This window comes from Geothrix alkalitolerans (assembly GCF_022808885.1).
GTDB classification, from domain to species: domain Bacteria; phylum Acidobacteriota; class Holophagae; order Holophagales; family Holophagaceae; genus Geothrix; species Geothrix alkalitolerans.
This window is the reverse complement of record NZ_JAKZLE010000002.1, coordinates 727,543-742,721: the sequence shown is the minus strand read 5'-3', so window position 1 is coordinate 742,721 and position 15,179 is coordinate 727,543. Positions and strand designations below refer to the sequence as shown.

Annotated in this window: 11 protein-coding genes; 6 read left to right on the top strand and 5 right to left on the bottom strand. The window is 69.0% G+C overall.

The window, feature by feature from the left end:
• Positions 1 to 81: 81 nt before the first annotated feature.
• From MLJ35_RS07465 to MLJ35_RS07455, 3 genes are all read right to left on the bottom strand, one after another.
• Positions 82 to 3,126, bottom strand: coding sequence for a cytochrome c3 family protein (locus MLJ35_RS07465; protein ID WP_243383798.1), 3,045 nt, complete (start codon positions 3,124 to 3,126; stop codon positions 82 to 84).
• A 405-nt stretch (positions 3,127 to 3,531) separates the two neighbouring features.
• Complete coding sequence (locus MLJ35_RS07460; RefSeq protein WP_243383797.1) at positions 3,532 to 4,230, bottom strand: cytochrome c3 family protein; 699 nt, start codon at positions 4,228 to 4,230, stop codon at positions 3,532 to 3,534.
• A gap of 268 nt (positions 4,231 to 4,498) precedes the next feature.
• The gene (locus tag MLJ35_RS07455; protein WP_243383796.1) at positions 4,499 to 5,554 is read right to left on the bottom strand and encodes a tartrate dehydrogenase; all 1,056 of its coding nucleotides are present in this window, start codon (positions 5,552 to 5,554) and stop codon (positions 4,499 to 4,501) included.
• Positions 5,555 to 5,703: 149 nt separating this feature from the next.
• On the opposite strand from MLJ35_RS07455, the gene MLJ35_RS07450 reads away from it, so the two are divergent.
• Complete coding sequence (locus tag MLJ35_RS07450) at positions 5,704 to 7,461, top strand: anion permease (RefSeq protein ID WP_243383795.1); 1,758 nt, start codon at positions 5,704 to 5,706, stop codon at positions 7,459 to 7,461.
• A gap of 58 nt (positions 7,462 to 7,519) precedes the next feature.
• On the opposite strand, the gene MLJ35_RS07445 is transcribed toward MLJ35_RS07450, so the two are convergent.
• A complete protein-coding gene (locus tag MLJ35_RS07445) occupies positions 7,520 to 8,857 on the bottom strand; it encodes an anaerobic C4-dicarboxylate transporter (RefSeq protein ID WP_243383794.1) in 1,338 nt (445 codons plus the stop codon).
• A gap of 197 nt (positions 8,858 to 9,054) precedes the next feature.
• Between MLJ35_RS07445 and MLJ35_RS07440 the strand changes: the two genes are divergently transcribed.
• Genes MLJ35_RS07440 through MLJ35_RS07420 form a run of 5 tightly spaced genes read left to right on the top strand, consistent with a single transcriptional unit; the run spans position 9,055 to position 14,614 of the window.
• On the top strand, positions 9,055 to 10,419 hold the full coding sequence (locus MLJ35_RS07440) for a bifunctional type I 3-dehydroquinate dehydratase/shikimate dehydrogenase (RefSeq protein WP_243383793.1): 1,365 nt from the start codon (positions 9,055 to 9,057) through the stop codon (positions 10,417 to 10,419).
• Positions 10,420 to 10,459: 40 nt separating this feature from the next.
• Positions 10,460 to 11,713, top strand: coding sequence for a sigma-54-dependent transcriptional regulator (locus MLJ35_RS07435; RefSeq protein WP_243383792.1), 1,254 nt, complete (start codon positions 10,460 to 10,462; stop codon positions 11,711 to 11,713).
• A complete protein-coding gene (locus MLJ35_RS07430) occupies positions 11,710 to 12,693 on the top strand; it encodes an AAA family ATPase (RefSeq protein WP_243383791.1) in 984 nt (327 codons plus the stop codon). Before MLJ35_RS07435 ends, MLJ35_RS07430 begins: the two co-directional genes overlap by 4 nt.
• Complete coding sequence (locus tag MLJ35_RS07425) at positions 12,690 to 13,508, top strand: helix-turn-helix domain-containing protein (RefSeq protein ID WP_243383790.1); 819 nt, start codon at positions 12,690 to 12,692, stop codon at positions 13,506 to 13,508. Before MLJ35_RS07430 ends, MLJ35_RS07425 begins: the two co-directional genes overlap by 4 nt.
• Entirely contained in the window at positions 13,505 to 14,614 is a 1,110-nt protein-coding gene (locus MLJ35_RS07420) for a hypothetical protein (protein ID WP_243383789.1), read from the top strand. Before MLJ35_RS07425 ends, MLJ35_RS07420 begins: the two co-directional genes overlap by 4 nt.
• Positions 14,615 to 14,622: 8 nt before the next feature.
• Here the strand turns inward: MLJ35_RS07420 and MLJ35_RS07415 are convergent, their stop codons facing one another.
• On the bottom strand, positions 14,623 to 15,168 hold the full coding sequence (locus MLJ35_RS07415) for a peroxiredoxin (protein WP_243383788.1): 546 nt from the start codon (positions 15,166 to 15,168) through the stop codon (positions 14,623 to 14,625).
• Positions 15,169 to 15,179: the final 11 nt, after the last annotated feature.

The following is a 15,179-nucleotide window of genomic DNA, read 5'->3' as shown; positions in this document are numbered from 1 at the left end:
AAGCCGCTGGGAAGACGCCGAAGCCCCCGGGTGACCGGGGGCTTCGCTGTGGAAGCAGGCAGTTCCTCTGGGAACGTGACCTTACGAGTGGCAGGCGTCGCAGCCGCTGACGGCCAGGAGCTTGGGGCTCTTGGAGAAGTGGGGCTGGTGGCAGGACAGGCAGGAGAGGGGCTTGCCCGTGGCCTTGATGGTGCGGCCTGAGGTGGGATGGTTGGCCACGGGGTGGCCGGCCCTCTTGTCCTTGTGGCAGCTCAGGCAGAGGGTCTGGACCTCGCCGCGGGGGAAGCCCTTGGCGTCGCCGCCGTGGGCCGTATGGCACATGGCGCACTGGCCGTCCATCACGGGCTTGTGTCGGGAGACCGCCTTGTTCGCCTCCTCCCGCAGCCCGTCGTGGCACTGGAGGCAGAGGTCCCGCGGATTGCCCGCCAGCAGCGAGGGTCGGCTGGAGGCGTGCGGCGTGTGGCAGGCGGTGCACTCGCCGTTGGCCACAGGAGGATGGGGGAAGGCCTTCTTCGCGGCCGCGGCGACGCCGTCGTGGCAGTTGAAGCAGAGACCGGGCATGGCCTCGCTGGTCGCGAAGGGCTTGGCCGAGGTGGGTTCCGCATGGCAGGTCGAGCAGCCGCCCTCCGCCACCGGCGGGTGGGCCGTGGCCTTGAGCATGCCGTCGTTGTTGGAGCCGTGGGGATCGTGGCAGGTGGCGCAGTCCTTGGCGGACACGGGGTAGCCCTTGTGGGCCTTCCTCAGATCCCCGGCGTCGTGGCAGCTGACGCAGAGTTCCTCCACGGGCTGGAGGAGGCCCTTGGCCAGCTTGCCCGTGTGGGCCCCGTGGCAGCTGAGGCACTCGCCGGAGGCGGCGGGCTGGTGGGCGTGCTTGGACTTCACCGCCGTGGCGATGGTCGTGTGGCAGGTGAGGCAGAGGTCGAGGGTCTTCTGGCGCAGCAGATGGGGGGTCTCGGTCTGATGGGGCGCATGGCAGTCGCGGCAGCTGCCGTCCAGGTAGGGTTTGTGCGCCCAGCCGCCCTTGGGCGCCTCGGCCTTCTCGTGGCAGGTGAGGCAGACCTGGCTGCCGGGCTTCTCCAGCAGGGACTCGCTCTTCGAGGCGTGGGGCCGGTGGCAGGACAGGCACTCGCCGCCCTTGAAGGGCTGGTGCTGGGTGGCGCCGGCCTTGGGCTCGAGGTCCGCGTGGCAGCCCTGGCAGAGCTGGGGCACGGGCTGGTCCAAGCGGGGCGTGCCGGCGGGGAGCTTGGCGCCGGAGGCCGGGGCAGTGTGGCAGTTGCCACAGCTCTCCAGGAAGGGGGGATGGGCGCCCTTGAGGATCAGGCCCTTCTTCGTCGAGGTGTGGGGCTCGTGGCAGCCCAGGCAGTCCACCTTCGCCAGCGAGCTGGTGAGGTGCTTGCGGCCCAGGGCCTCGTCCGCGAGGTCGTGGCAGGTGGCGCAGGTCTCCTGGATCTTCGGGGAGGCCAGCAGGGCCGGTCCGCTGCCGGAGTGGGGGCTGTGGCAGCTGCTGCACTGGCCATCGTTCACGGGGGAGTGCACGACCTGGAACCTGTCCTTGCGGGTGTGGCAGGCGTAGCAGCCCTCGGGCTGGTCGCGTTTGAGGAACTTGGCCTGGTCGCCGCCGTGGGGATCGTGGCAGGCGAGGCAGCCGCGCTTGCCAGTGGCGGGCTGGTGCTTGGCATCGCCCTTCATCAGGTCGCCGTGGCAGGTGGTGCAGAGCTTCTCCGTGTCGTCCTTCAGGAGCTTCGCGAGCGCGCCGCCGTGGGGCGTGTGGCAGGCGCTGCACTGGCCGTTCTTCACGGGGGCATGGAGAACCTTGCGCTTCACGATCTTCTCGTGGCAGGCGCCGCAGGCGGCCAGCTCGCCGCCCTTGATGAGCTTGGCGGAATCGGAGGCGTGGGGCGTGTGGCAGGCGAGGCACTGGCCCTTCTTCGCTGGAGCATGGGCCACCTCGCCCTTCGCCACGCCCTTGTGGCAGGTGGCGCAGAGCGTCTCTCCGGGCTGCTTCAGGACAGGAGCCGTGGCGCTGGCGTGGGCCTCATGGCAGGCGAGGCAGTCGCCCTGGGCGGCCGGCGCGTGCTGGCTCTTGCCCTTGACGAGGTCCTCGTGGCAGGTGAGGCAGAGCTGCTTTGCGGGCGCGGTGAGGAGGGCCTTTTCTTTCGAATCGTGGGGGCGGTGGCAGTCCATACAGGCGCCATCGCGGAAGGGCGGATGCAGGGACTTCCCCTTGGCGAGGTCCGTGTGGCAGCTGGCGCACAGCTCCTGGGGCGGGGCTGTGAGGAGGCCCTTGGCATCCCCGGCATGGGGCCGGTGGCAGGTGAGGCAGTCGCCGTCCTTCGCCGGCTGGTGCTGCACGCCAGGGCCGGGCAGGGGGCCGTGGCAGTCGAGGCACAGCTCCGGCACAGCCTTCGCCAGCTTCACGGCGCCGCCGGCGGCGGGCGCGTGGCAGTCGGCGCAGGAGCCCGGGGCGAAAGGTGCGTGCACGCGGTCGCGGAGCAGGCCCTTGGCCGGGCCACCGTGGGGGTTGTGGCAGGTGGCGCAGGCTTCGGCCTTCAGCGGGAAGCCGCCGTGGGTCTTCGAGAGACCGGCCAGGTCGTGGCAGGTGTCGCACTGGCCCGGGACGCCCGCTTTCAGCAGATTGCGCGTGGCCGAGGGATGGGGTTGGTGGCAGGCCAGGCAGTCGTCCGTCGCGGGATGGGGATGGGCCGAGGTGGTGCGGGCCTTGATGTCCGCGTGGCAGGAGAGGCACAGCTCCTGCGCGTCCTTTCGGAGCAGGAGCTTGCGCCCCGTGTCGTGGGCGCCGTGGCAGGCCCCGCACTCGCCCTTGGACTCGAAGCGGTGCGCAGGGCGCTCACTGGCGGCCTGCTTGAACCCCTTGTGGCAGAGGGCACAGAGGGCCCGGCCGCCGCCCTCGTGGAGGAGGTTGACGTTCGCCGCGCCATGGGGCTTGTGGCACCACTGGCACTTTCCGTCGAGCAGGGGTTTGTGAGCTGTCGCCGGAGCGGCGGCCTGGCGGACCTTGGAGTGGCAGTCCTGGCAGGTTCGGGGCGCGTCCGCGGCGCTGCAGGGCACGAGGCCCACCAGCAAGGCGAACAGAAGGAAAGCGAGGATCCGGCGTGAGGGGGTCATGGCGTCGGTGGTCTCAGAAAGGAGCCCAGTGGGGGGGATGGGCATACCTCATCTTAGAGTCATCTTTGCTTTGACCAAGATCTCACGGAGCGTATCAGCGAAGGTCCCGCGCACGAAAAGTCGTTTGGGTTTGTTTTTTTTCGGCATGTCGAATGGTGAAGGGATCGACGCCGTGTCTTGGACTGTCATGGGCGGGTCACGGGATTGTCCGAGCCTCGCCGCACGCCATCAGGTTTCTGAAGACAACATTTTCAGAGGTGCTTCTGGGGCGACGGTCGATGAGTGGTCTGGTGCCTCCTGTCCGACGACCCACGTTCTGCGGCAGGTGATGCCGGTCACGATTCGCCCGGCCCGACGGCAGCCCGCCCTTGCGCACCCTCGAGCGGGCGATCGGGGGCCCGGACATCACTTCTTGTGGCAGCTCCGGCAGAGGAAGGAGCCCTCCATGGTCGCTCGCAGGAACGGTGCCGTGGTTCCGGGTGTGCCGTAATTGTGGACATCGTGGCAAGAGGAGCATTGCACCTTCGCGCCCGTGACGTTCTCCGGATAGAGGCGCACGGCGACGAGGGAGGCCGCGGGCTGGAGACCGGTATCCAGGTTGTCCTGGTAGGTGATGGAGATGGGGTGATCGTTGCTCAGGTCGGTCCCGACCAGGGCTCTGCCGCTGCTGATGCGGCCAGTGCTTGGGCTGACGCCGCCCCTGGCGCCGACGTAGGTGTCGTTGCCGCCGCTGAGCGGAGCGACCACCAAGGAACCCACGGCCACCGAGCCGTCGTGGCAGGATAGGCAGGCCAGACTCGGCCCTGTGGGTTGCGAGTCCACGGTGCCCTTGAGGTCCGCGCCAGCATGGTTCGTGTTGTTGTACATCGTGAACGCCGCGACGGTGGTGGTGTGGTTCCAGTCTGGAATGAGCTTTGAGCTGCTTCCGCCACCGGGGTTGTGGACGGTGTGGCAGAACACGCAGGACCGGGTTGCCAGGGTCACGGAATTCAATCCCGTGATGCTCAGGTCGTGGGCTGTTCCGTCCACTCCCGTGACAGGGGGAAGCGCCAGAAGAAGGGTCGGTGCGAGGGCGAGGGCAAAGGAACGTAGGCAGATGCGCATGGCGGTCTCCTTCAGCCCTGCTATCGGCTCCCATGGGAATATAAATAACTGGAAAATCTGTTGACCCAAAAAAATACAAAAATATCCGCTTTAAGTGCAGCGGGGCGCACACGGCGAAGGTCCCCCGAGATGGGGTCCCAGCGAGTCCTTCGAACTCGCATCCAACATGGACGGGCTTTCCGTGTCTGTGAGTGCCTTCTCGGCCGCCTGCGCCGGCTTCTTTAATCACCCGAGGCGCACGAAGGCGGCCGATGGGTGGTGCGCTGAGTCACACCGCGTCGGCGATGGCTTTGCCCATGTCGGAGGTGCTGGCTGTGCCGCCCATGTCGGGCGTGCGGGGGCCCGTGGCCAGCACCTTCTCGATGGCGGCAGTGACGGAGGCGGCGGCTTCGGGGAAGCCCAGGTGGTCCAGCATCATGGCGCCGGCCCAGATCTGGCCCACGGGGTTGGCGATGCCCTTGCCGTAGATGTCCGGGGCCGAGCCGTGGACGGGCTCGAACATGGAGGGGAACTCGCGCTCGGGGTTCAGGTTGGCGCTGGGGGCGATGGCGATGGTGCCCGTGCAGCCGGGGCCCAGGTCCGAGAGGATGTCGCCGAAGAGGTTGGAGCCCACCACCACGTCGAACCAGTGGGGGTTGCGCACGAAGTGGGCGCAGAGGATGTCGATGTGGAACTGGTCCACCTTCACCTCGGGGTACTTGGCGCCCATGGCCTTCACCCGCTCGTCCCAGTAGGGCATGGTGATGGCGATGCCGTTGGATTTCGTCGCCGAGGTGAGGTGCTTCTTCGGGCGCCTCTGGGCCAGGTCGAAGGCGTACTTCAGGATGCGGTCCACGCCCTGCCGGGTGAAGACGGTCTGCTGCGTGGCCATCTCCTGGTCCGTGCCCTCGTAGAGGCGGCCGCCGATGCTGGAGTACTCGCCCTCGTTGTTCTCGCGCACCACGATGAAGTCGATGTCGCCCACCTGCCGGCCCGCCAGGGGGCAGGGCACGCCGGGCATGAGCTTCACGGGGCGCACGTTGGCGTACTGCTGGAAGCCGCGGCGGATGGGAATGAGCAGGCCCCAGAGCGAAACATGGTCGGGCACGCCGGGGAAGCCCACGGCGCCGAGGAAGATGGCGTCGTGATGGCGGATGCGGTCCAGGCCGTCCTCGGGCATCATGCGGCCGGTCTGGAGGAAGTACTCGCAGCTCCAGGGGAACTGGTCCCACTGGAAGCGGAGGCCGTGTTTCGCCGCGGCAGCCTCCAGCACCCGGATGCCCTCCGGCACCACTTCCTTGCCGATGCCATCGCCGGGGATGACCGCGATCTTCAGGTCACGCATGAGGTCCTCCTGTGAATAAAGCTGCAAATGTATCAATCGCGCGGATCAATGGGCCCGAAGTCCAGGCAGATACCTCTTTTAACTATGCGACTTGGGGGTAGACTACGCACCGGAAATTCCACCCTCATCCCAAGACATGGAGGCTCCTCATGAGCCACGCTTCCGATTCCGGAACAGCCCCGGCCGCCGGCCCGTCCGGGTGGCAGGGCGCCAAGCCTGTCCAAGCCGTCGCCACGCTCGCCCTTGGTCTCATCCTCTACCTCGGCCTGCCGGCCCTCGTGCCGGTGCCGGACGCCAAGGTCTTCACGGGCCAGCCCGCCGCACCCAAGCCCGCGGCTGCTGCGACACCCAAGCCTGTGGCCAAGCCCGTCGCGCCGGCCGCCGTGCCGGCCCCGGCCGTCGCGACGACGCCCGCCAAACCGCTGACCAAGGCCCAGCAGGAAGCCAAGGCCAAGGCGGAAGCGGAGGCCAAGGCGAAGGTCGAAGCCGAGGCCAAAGCCAAGGCGGAAGCCGATGCGCAGGTGAAGGCCGCGGCCGACGCGAAGGCCAAGGTCGACGCCGAGTCCAAGCGGAAGGCCGACTGGGTGAAGGGGCTGCACCTCTTCGCCATCTTCGTGACGACCATCGTGGGCATCATCCTCAAGTCCCTGCCCATGGGCGCCGTGGCCATGATCGGCATCGCCGCCACCGCCCTGACGGGCACACTGAGCATCGCCGAGTCCATGAGCGGCTTCTCGGATGTGGTGATCTGGCTCATCGTCCTCGCCTTCTTCATCTCGCGGGGCTTCATCAAGACGGGCCTCGGCGCCCGCATCGCCTACACCTTCATGGCCCTGCTGGGCAAGCGCACCCTGGGCCTGAGCTACGGCCTGGCGGCCACCGACCTGGTGCTCGCGCCGGCCATCCCCAGCAACACCGCCCGGGGAGGCGGCATCGTCATGCCTGTCATGGCCTCGCTGGCCCGCGCCTACGGCAGCAACCCCGGCGATGGCACTGCCCGCAAGATGGGCTCGTTCCTCACGCTCACGGCCTACCAGGTGAACTGCATCACCAGCGCCATGTTCCTCACGGCCATGGCCGCCAACCCCCTGGCCCAGAAGCTGGCGGGCGACCTCAAGGTGAACCTCACCTGGGTGGGCTGGGCCCTCGCGGCGGTGGTTCCGGGCGTGGTGGCGCTGCTGCTGATCCCGTTCATCATCTACCGCCTCCATCGGCCCGAGATCACCGAGACGCCGGAGGCCGTGGAGATGGCCAAGGGCCACCTGCGGGAGCTCGGACCCGTCAAGCGCCAAGAATGGATGATGCTGGGCGTCTTCGTGATGCTGCTGGTCCTCTGGATCTTCGCCAAGCAGCTGGGCGACCTCAACGCCACCACCTCCGCCCTGGCGGGCCTCGCTGTGCTCCTGATCACCGGCATCCTCAACTGGGACGACATCAAGGCCGAGACCGGCGCCTGGGACACGCTCGTGTGGTTCGCGGCCCTGGTGATGATGGCCAGCTTCCTCAACAAGCTGGGCATGGTGCCCTGGTTCAGCAAGACCATGGGCGGCATGGTGGCGGGCAAGGGCTGGATCCTCGCCTTCCTCGTGCTGGCGCTGGTCTACTTCTACAGCCACTACTTCTTCGCCAGCAACACGGCCCACGTGGCCTCGATGTACGCCGCCTTCCTGGGCGTGTCCATCGTGGCCGGCGCGCCGCCCGTCCTGGCAGCACTGGTGCTCGCTTTCTTCAGCAACCTCTTCGCGGGGATGACCCACTACGGGACGGGTCCGGCGCCGGTGCTCTTCGGCACCGGCTATGTGGAGCTCGGCACCTGGTGGCGGACGGGTCTCATCGTGAGCGTCGTGAACATCATCATCTGGGTGGGCCTCGGAGGCCTGTGGTGGAAGGTCCTGGGCCTCTGGTAGCTGTTCCACCTACGAAAAAGCCCCGCCACGGCGGGGCTTTTTCGTAGGGGAACGGTATTCAGGCGAAGAGCTTCGACAACCCGAAGGCGACGCAGGTGGAGACGCTGACGCCGATGAGGCCGGGGATCATGAAGCTGTGGTTGAGGAGGTACTTGCCGATCCGCGTGGTGCCGGTGCGGTCCATGTTGATGGCGGCGAGGTCGCTGGGGTAGAAGGCGAAGAAGAAGTAGGCGTAGCTGGCGGGGATGAGGCCCAGCAGCAGGGGCGTGGGCAGTCCCAGGGCGTAGCCGAATGGCAGCATGATCGTGAGCGTGGCGGCCTGGCTCTTCACGAAGGCGGACACGGCGAACATGGCGATGGCGAAGGTCCAGGGGGCCATCTGCACCATGGCCTTGATGTGGGCCACCAGGTAGCCCTCGTTGGCCTTGATGAAGGTCTCGCTCATCCAGGCGATGCCGAAGATGGAGACGACGGCGATCATGCCCGCGATGAACACGCTGGAGCGGGCGATCTCGGGGGCCTTCACTTCCGTGGCGAAGAGGATGAAGGCGCCGAAGGCCAGCATGATGACCTGCACGACCGTGGTCATGGGGATGGGCTTGCCGTTCGCCACGGGGAGCAGGCCGGGTTTGAGGGCGATGAGCACGATGGTGAGCACGCCCGCGAAGAAGAGGCCCACGGAGAGCTTGGCCTTGAAGGGGATCACCTTGTCCAGGGTGGTGACGTCGCCTTCCAGGCCCTTGGCGAACTCGGGATCCTTCATGCGCTCGAGGAACTCGGGGTCCTGGTCCAGCTCCTTGCCCCGGTTGAAGCTCCAGGCCGCGGCGGCCAGCACGCCGATGACGCCCGCGGGCAGGGTGATGCGCACGATGTCGAAGAGGCCCACGGGATGCCCGTTCTTGGCGGCCATGGCCAGGAAGGTGGTGACGGCGGCGGCCACGGGGCTGGCGGTGATGCCCATCTGGGAGGCCACGCTGGAGATGGCCATGGGGCGCTCGGGCCGGATGCGGGTCTTCAGGGCCACGTCGGAGATGACCGGCAGCAGCGCATAGACCGCGTGCCCGGTCCCCACGCAGACTGTGAGGAAGAAGGTGGAGAGGGGCGCCAGGATGGTCACGTACTTGGGGTGGGCGCGGAGCAGCCGTTCCGTCAACTGCACCAGGTAGTCCAGACCGCCCGCCACCTGGAGGGTGGCCGAGGCCGTCACCACCGCCAGGATGATGAGCATCACGTCCACGGGCGGGGTACCGGGGGCCACGCGGAACAGCAGCACCAGCACGGCCACGCCCAGGCCGCCGATGAGGCCCAGGGCGACGCCGCCCTTGCGGATGCCGATCAGGATGGCGCCCAGGACCAGAATGAATTGGATCCAGAACATCAACGCGGGGGACAACATGTATTCTCCTTGAGATCGAGGGGGTTGGGTTTTTCAACCCCTCGCCCGGCGAGCGTAGCAGACCGATCGGTAATGAATGGTCGCTGTCATCACTTTCTTTAGTTGGTAAACCTTCCCTCGGGGTGGAAGCAGGGCGCCAGGCCCGTCCCGCGCCGGCTCCGGGGCAGGCTACGATGAGCTGTGAGCGCCTCCCGGTGATGCCCCTCCCCTTCCATCTGGTGACTTTGACCCACGCCACCTGGGACCAGGCCCTTGCCTGCGCCCGCAACCTGGGTCCGGATGCCCTGCCTGAGCTGAGGCTGGACCTCTTTCCCGAGGCTGATCCTGGAGAGCTGGTCCGGACGCTCGGAGGCCGCTGCCTCGCCACCTGCCGACGGCGATCCGAGGGCGGCCGCTGGGCGGATGAAGACGAGGCGGGACGGATGGCCCGCCTGCTGGAGGCTGTGGCGGCCGGACCGGCCTGGGTGGACCTGGAGTGGGACTTGCCGGTGCCCGCGGAGCTCCAGGCCGCTCGGCCTGGGGTGGGCCTGCTGCGCTCGGTGCATGTGGCGTCTGGCGTCTTCGACCTGGATCAGCGGCTGGCGGCCCTCCCCGAAGGCGATGCCTTCAAGTGGGTGGGCTGGGCGGGGTGTCTCGGGGATGGCGGCCGGCTCAGGCCTGCCCTCACCCGGGCCCGGGACCGCGGAATCGTCCTGTCGGCCTTCCTCATGGGGCCCAAGGGCCTCGCCACCCGGGCTCTGCAGGCCGCCTGGGGTGGCGCTTTCACGTATGCGGCTCCGGACGACGGCCCCGCGGCGGCCCCGGGCCAGCTCCCACTCGCCACCCTCCGCGCCTGGCACTGCGCAGACCTGCCCCGCAACTGCGGCATCTGCGGCGTCATCGGAGATCCAGTGCTGCACTCCCGGGGTCCGGCCTTCCACAATCCCCGGTTCCAGGCGGCGGGCCGGAACCTGCTGTATGTCCCGCTCTTGTGCGGGGAGGCCGCCGAGGCCGTGGAGGCCCTGGAGGCTCTCGGCGTCCTCGGCCTCAGCATCACCGCTCCCCTCAAGCTGTCCCTGCCCGAGGCCCTCGGCCTGGAGGGCCCGCTGAACACGCTGTGGCGGCGAGGACCGGACGACCCCTGGAACGGGGCCAACACGGACGCGGAGGCGCTTGGACAGGCGCTGTCGCACCTCCCCTCCGGGCCTGTGCTCCTGCTCGGCGGAGGCGGAGTGGGGCGATCGAGCCGCCAGGTGCTGGAGGCCGCGGGCCGGCCCGTGCTGCAGGCCTCCCGCCAGGCGCCGGCCAGCCCCGCTGCGGTGGCCGCTTTCGCGCCCGTGGGCGTGGTGCAGGCCACGAGCCTGGGCATGAAGGCCGAGGATCCCGTGCCGTTCCCCGATCTGCTGGAGGCCGCGCTGCCGTCGGCACGCTGGGCGGTGGAGTGGATCTACAAGGAGGACACCGCGTTCGTGGCCTGGGCCCGGAACGCCGGCCTGGCACTGGTGCCCGGCGCCTCCCTCTTCGAGGCCCAAGCCGAGGCCCAGAGCCGCCGCTTCCTCGCGGACTGCGGCCGAGCTGGCTGATAGCTGACAGCTGATCGCCGACAGCTGATAGCTTCTACCCATGGACCTTCTGCTGGTCGAGGACAAGGACAGCTTCCGGCGCCTGCTCATCCAGGCCCTGGAGGGCTCGGCCTGGTCGGTGCGGGCGGTGGCGGATCCGCAGGAGGCCCTGCGGGCCCTGGAGGCCGCGCCGTCCCATGTCCTGGTGACGGACCTGCGTCTGCCGGGCATGAGCGGACTGGAGCTGATCCGGCGTGCCCGACAGCTGCATCCCGCCCTGCGGGTGGTGCTGATGTCCGCCTTCGGGGAACCCCGGGACATCGTGGAGGCTATGCGCCTGGGGGCGGAGGACTTCCTGCCCAAGCCCTTCGACCTGGATGCCTTCCTGGCCCTTCTGGACCGCCTCCGGGCCCTGGTGGGTGCGCCCCCGCCAGATCCCGCGGAACCCTGGGTCGCCCACAGCGCGGCCATGCAGGCCCTTGACCAGGCCCTTCGACGGACCGCTGGCACGGCGTTGCCAGTGCTCTTCGTGGGGGAGCACGGGGCGGGGAAGGGTCGCTGCGCCCGCCGCCTGCACGCCCTCCGCCATCCCGGAGCCCCCTACCTGAGCCTGTCCGCCGCCACCCTCGGATCGGAGGGCCCGGATCCCAGCCTTCTCGAGCTGGTCCGGGGCGGGAGCCTCTACCTGGCGGGGCTGGAGCATCTGGCGCCGGAGGCCGTGGCGCCCCTGGTCCGGGCCATCGATGCCGGCGGCGCGGGGTTCCGCTGGATGGCCGGGCTGGACGAGGGCGCGCGACTCCCACCGGAGCTGGCCCAGCGCCTGGGCTCCCTCGAGCTCCGGGTGCCTCCGCTGCGGGAGCGCCGCGAGGACCTCCTGGCCCTGGCCCGGGCGTTGCTCGAGCGGACCGCCCGCCTGGAAGGGCGGACGACGCCCTGGCTCGAGCGGACGGCGGAGCGCCAGCTGCTCGGCCATGTCTGGCCGGGGAACGTGCGAGAGCTGGAGGCGCTGCTGGCCCGGGCCCTGGGCCTCTCGGACGGACCTGCCATCCGGGCCTTTCCGGACCTGGAACTGGGTTGCTCGAACATCCTCAGCCTTCCCTGGCCCGAGCCGGGGCCACTCGAGACCATGCTGCGGGCCGCCTCGCGCGCCGCCGAGGGCCAGCTGCTGCGGCGCGCCCTGGCCGAGGCCCATGGCGACCTGCCGCGGGCGGCGGAGGGACTCGGGCTCACCCTGCGCGGTCTGGCTCAGCGCTTGCGGGACCATGGCATCCCTCTGGAAGATAGAGACAGCTCCGTGCCCCGGAAGGCCCCATGATCCAGGATCCAGCCCAGGCCCCTCCCGTCGTCGCTCCTCCCGCGCGGTCGCCGGAGGCTGTCCGTCCGGCGGTGAGGGCCGGCTTGGCCGCGCTCCAGGCCGTGGTGGTGGGGAAGGATGCCCAGGTCCGGCGCGCCTTCGCGGCTCTGCTGGCGGGCGGCCACGTGCTGCTGGAGGACCTGCCGGGAGTGGGGAAGACCACGCTGGCCAAGGGCCTTTCGCGCATCCTGGGCGGCAGCTTCCAGCGGGTGCAGGGAACGAATGATCTGCTGCCCTCGGACCTGCTGGGCGTGCACCTGTGGGATGCCAAGGACCAGACCTTCCGGTTCCAGCCCGGCCCGATCTTCTGCCAGGTGCTGCTGCTGGACGAGTTGAACCGCATCGGCCCCAAGACCCAGAGCGCCATGCTCGAGGCCATGGTGGAAGGGCAGGTGACGCTGGACCGCAGCACCCATCGCCTGCCGGACCCCTTCTTCGTCATCGCCACGCAGAACCCCATGGATCACGCCGGCACCTTCCCCCTGCCGGAGAGCCAGCTGGACCGATTCTCCTGCTCCCTTCACCTGGGCTACCCCGACCGGGAGGCCGAACGCCGGATCCTCAAGGGCGAGGCGGGCTCGGATCGCCTGGACGCCCTGCGCCCGGCCCTGGACCTGGACGGCTGGCGACAGGCCCGCGCCGCCGTGCGGACCGTACGGGTGTCCGACGCAGTGATGGACTACGCGGAGCGCATGGTGGAGCGCATCCGGACGGGCGGCGGCTTCTGCTCGACCCGCGCGGTCAAGCACTGGCTTGGCCTGGCCCAGGCCGAAGCCTGGCTTGAGGGGCGCGATTTCATCACGCCGGATGACCTGCAGGCCACCCTGGCGGACACCATGGCCCATCGGGGCAGCCTGGACGACCGGCGCCTCAACCGCGCCGAGCGCCGGGAGCAGTTGGGACGCCTGCTCAAGGAACTGCCCGTGGGATGGGCGGGATGAGAGAGGACGAGACCGTAGGCCAGATCCTGCGGGACGCGCGTGTGGCCAAGGGGCTGTCCCGCGAGATCCTGGCGGTGGAGCTGAAGCTGCCCCTGCGCCACATCGAGGCCATCGAATCCGATGACTGGGCCTCCCTGCCGCCGGGACGTCCCCGGCCTCTGGCCCGCCAGCTGGCCGAGCGCCTGGGGGTGGATCTGGAGTTCCATACGAGCGCCTTCCAGATCGTACCGGGGGCCCAGGAACTGCCGGCGCCGGACCCCCGGCAGGAGCGGCTGGAGCGCGTCGTCATGGGTCTCCTCACCGTCGCCTCGATCCTGGTGGCGGCATGGCTGGTGGTGCCCGGTCCCAGCCTCGGCCGGAAGCTGGCCCCCAGCTACCTGACCACCCTGCCCAAGGCCACCCTGCCGCCGCCGCCCCCCCCGTCCACCTCCCCCTATCCGGTGCTGGGCGAGCTCCTGCCGGAGGCCCCCCTCAACGATCAGGGGATCCTGATCAGCCTGCGCGCCATGGACACCTGCGAGGTGCGCCTGGAACCCGCGCCGGAGACCGGCGGGCAGGTTCAGATCCACACGCTGCGAGTCTCCGAACCCTGGCGGTTGCGCGCGAAGGGCCCCTTCACCCTCAGCCTCGACAACGCGGGCGTGGTGAACGTGGAGGTGGCCGGGGTGCGGATCGCCCACGGCCAGAATGTGGGCGAGGCCTGGTCCGGCCGGTTCGATGCCGAAGGGCATTGGCTCCGCCCGCCCGCCGCGCCTGCCCCCCCGCCGGTGGAACCCCAGCCGCCCGATGACCAGGAAGACGGAACCGAGCCATGAGCATGAATCCCATCGTCGAACGCTTCCTCCAGGGCACCCTGCCCGAGCCCATGGCCATGACCCTGGTGGGGGGAGGCCTGCCGGTTCCCACGGCGGATCTCCTCCAGGCCCTGGCCCATGCCGCGCTTCAGGAAACTCCCTACACGGCCAAGGCCCTCGAATGCCTCGCCTCCATGCCGGAATCCATGCTCTCGGGCGTCCTTCTGGGGCCTGTCGAGCCGCCTGGGCCACTTCAGCTGGTGCTCTGCCACCGGAAAGAGCCGACCCTTCTGGAAGAGGCCCTGCTGAACCCCTCTCTGACCGCGGCGGTCGTGGAGGCTTCGGTGCCCAGCCTGCCGGGCTCGGTGCTGGAGATCGTGCTGAACAACCAGGTGCTCTGGATGGAGCGGCCGAGGATCCTCGACCTGCTGGAGGAGCACCCCGAGGGCGAGTACGTCATCAAGCGCCGCGTGAACGAGTACCGCTTCGACGTGCTGCGCCTGGTTCCGGAGGAGGTCAAGAAAGAGCGACTTGAGATCCTCGACGAGGTGGAGGCCGGGCACCTGGACAAGGCCTGGGCGGAGCTGCCCCTGCCGAAGGAGACCTCCAAGGAGGAGGCAGAGGCAGAGATCGAATCCGAGGAGATGGCCGCCGAACGGCGCCTGCTGGCGCAGAAGCCCCTGTTGGACGACCAGGGCCAGGAGATCGTCCTCACCCTCTCCCAGCGGGTGGCGAGGCTCCGGACCAACCAGAAGATCATGCTCGCCATCAAGGGCGGCAAGGAGGAGCGCACCATCCTCATCCGCGAGGCCAACCGCCTCATCCAGGTGAACGTCATGCGGAACGGTCGCATCACGGAAGGAGAGGTGGCCTACATCGCCCAGATGCGCACTGTGAACGACGAGGTGCTCCGGATCATCGCGGGCAACCGCGAGTGGATGAAGAAGTACACCATCACCAAGGCCCTGGTCCTGAACCCGCGCACGCCGCTCCCCCTGGCCATGACCCACTTCAAGCGCCTGCTCGAGAGCGACATGAAGCTGCTCATGAAGGACCGCAACGTGGCCGAGCTCCTCCGCCGCGAAGCCAAGCGGTTCCTGGAGATGAAGTCGCAGGGAAAGGGCTAGGGCGCGGGCTACCTGCCGGCCTGGCCCTTCCACTGTCGCAGGGCGGCCAGGGCCTTGGCCACGTGCTGGTCGGGCTTGAGGTCCGTGAAGGCGTGGAGGATCCGGCCATCGGGGGCGATGACGTAGGAGGTGCGGTTGGCGAGCTGCGGCTTGGCGGCCAGGACAGCGTCGTAGGCCTTCATGATGGCCTGGTCGGAATCCGACAGCACCGCGAACTTGCCCCGGCACTCGCTCACGGAGAACTGGTTGAGCTTGTCGATGTCATCGTGGGACACGCCGACGACGGTGGCGCCGAGCTGGTGGAACGTGCCCACCGCTTCGGCGAACAGGTGGGCCTCGGTGGTGCAGCCGGGGGTGAAGGCCGCCGGATAGAAATAGAGGACCACGGGCCCCTTCTGGAGGGCCGCGGCCAGTGAGAACGAGGACACCTGGCCCCCGAGCGAGGCCTGGGCCTGGAAATCGGGCGCCTTGTCTCCGACCTTCAGGGCCGCGAGGGCCGGGAGGGCTGAGACCAGCGAGACCAGGGCCAGGGTGGACAGTTTCCTACCGGCCATCGAAACCTCCC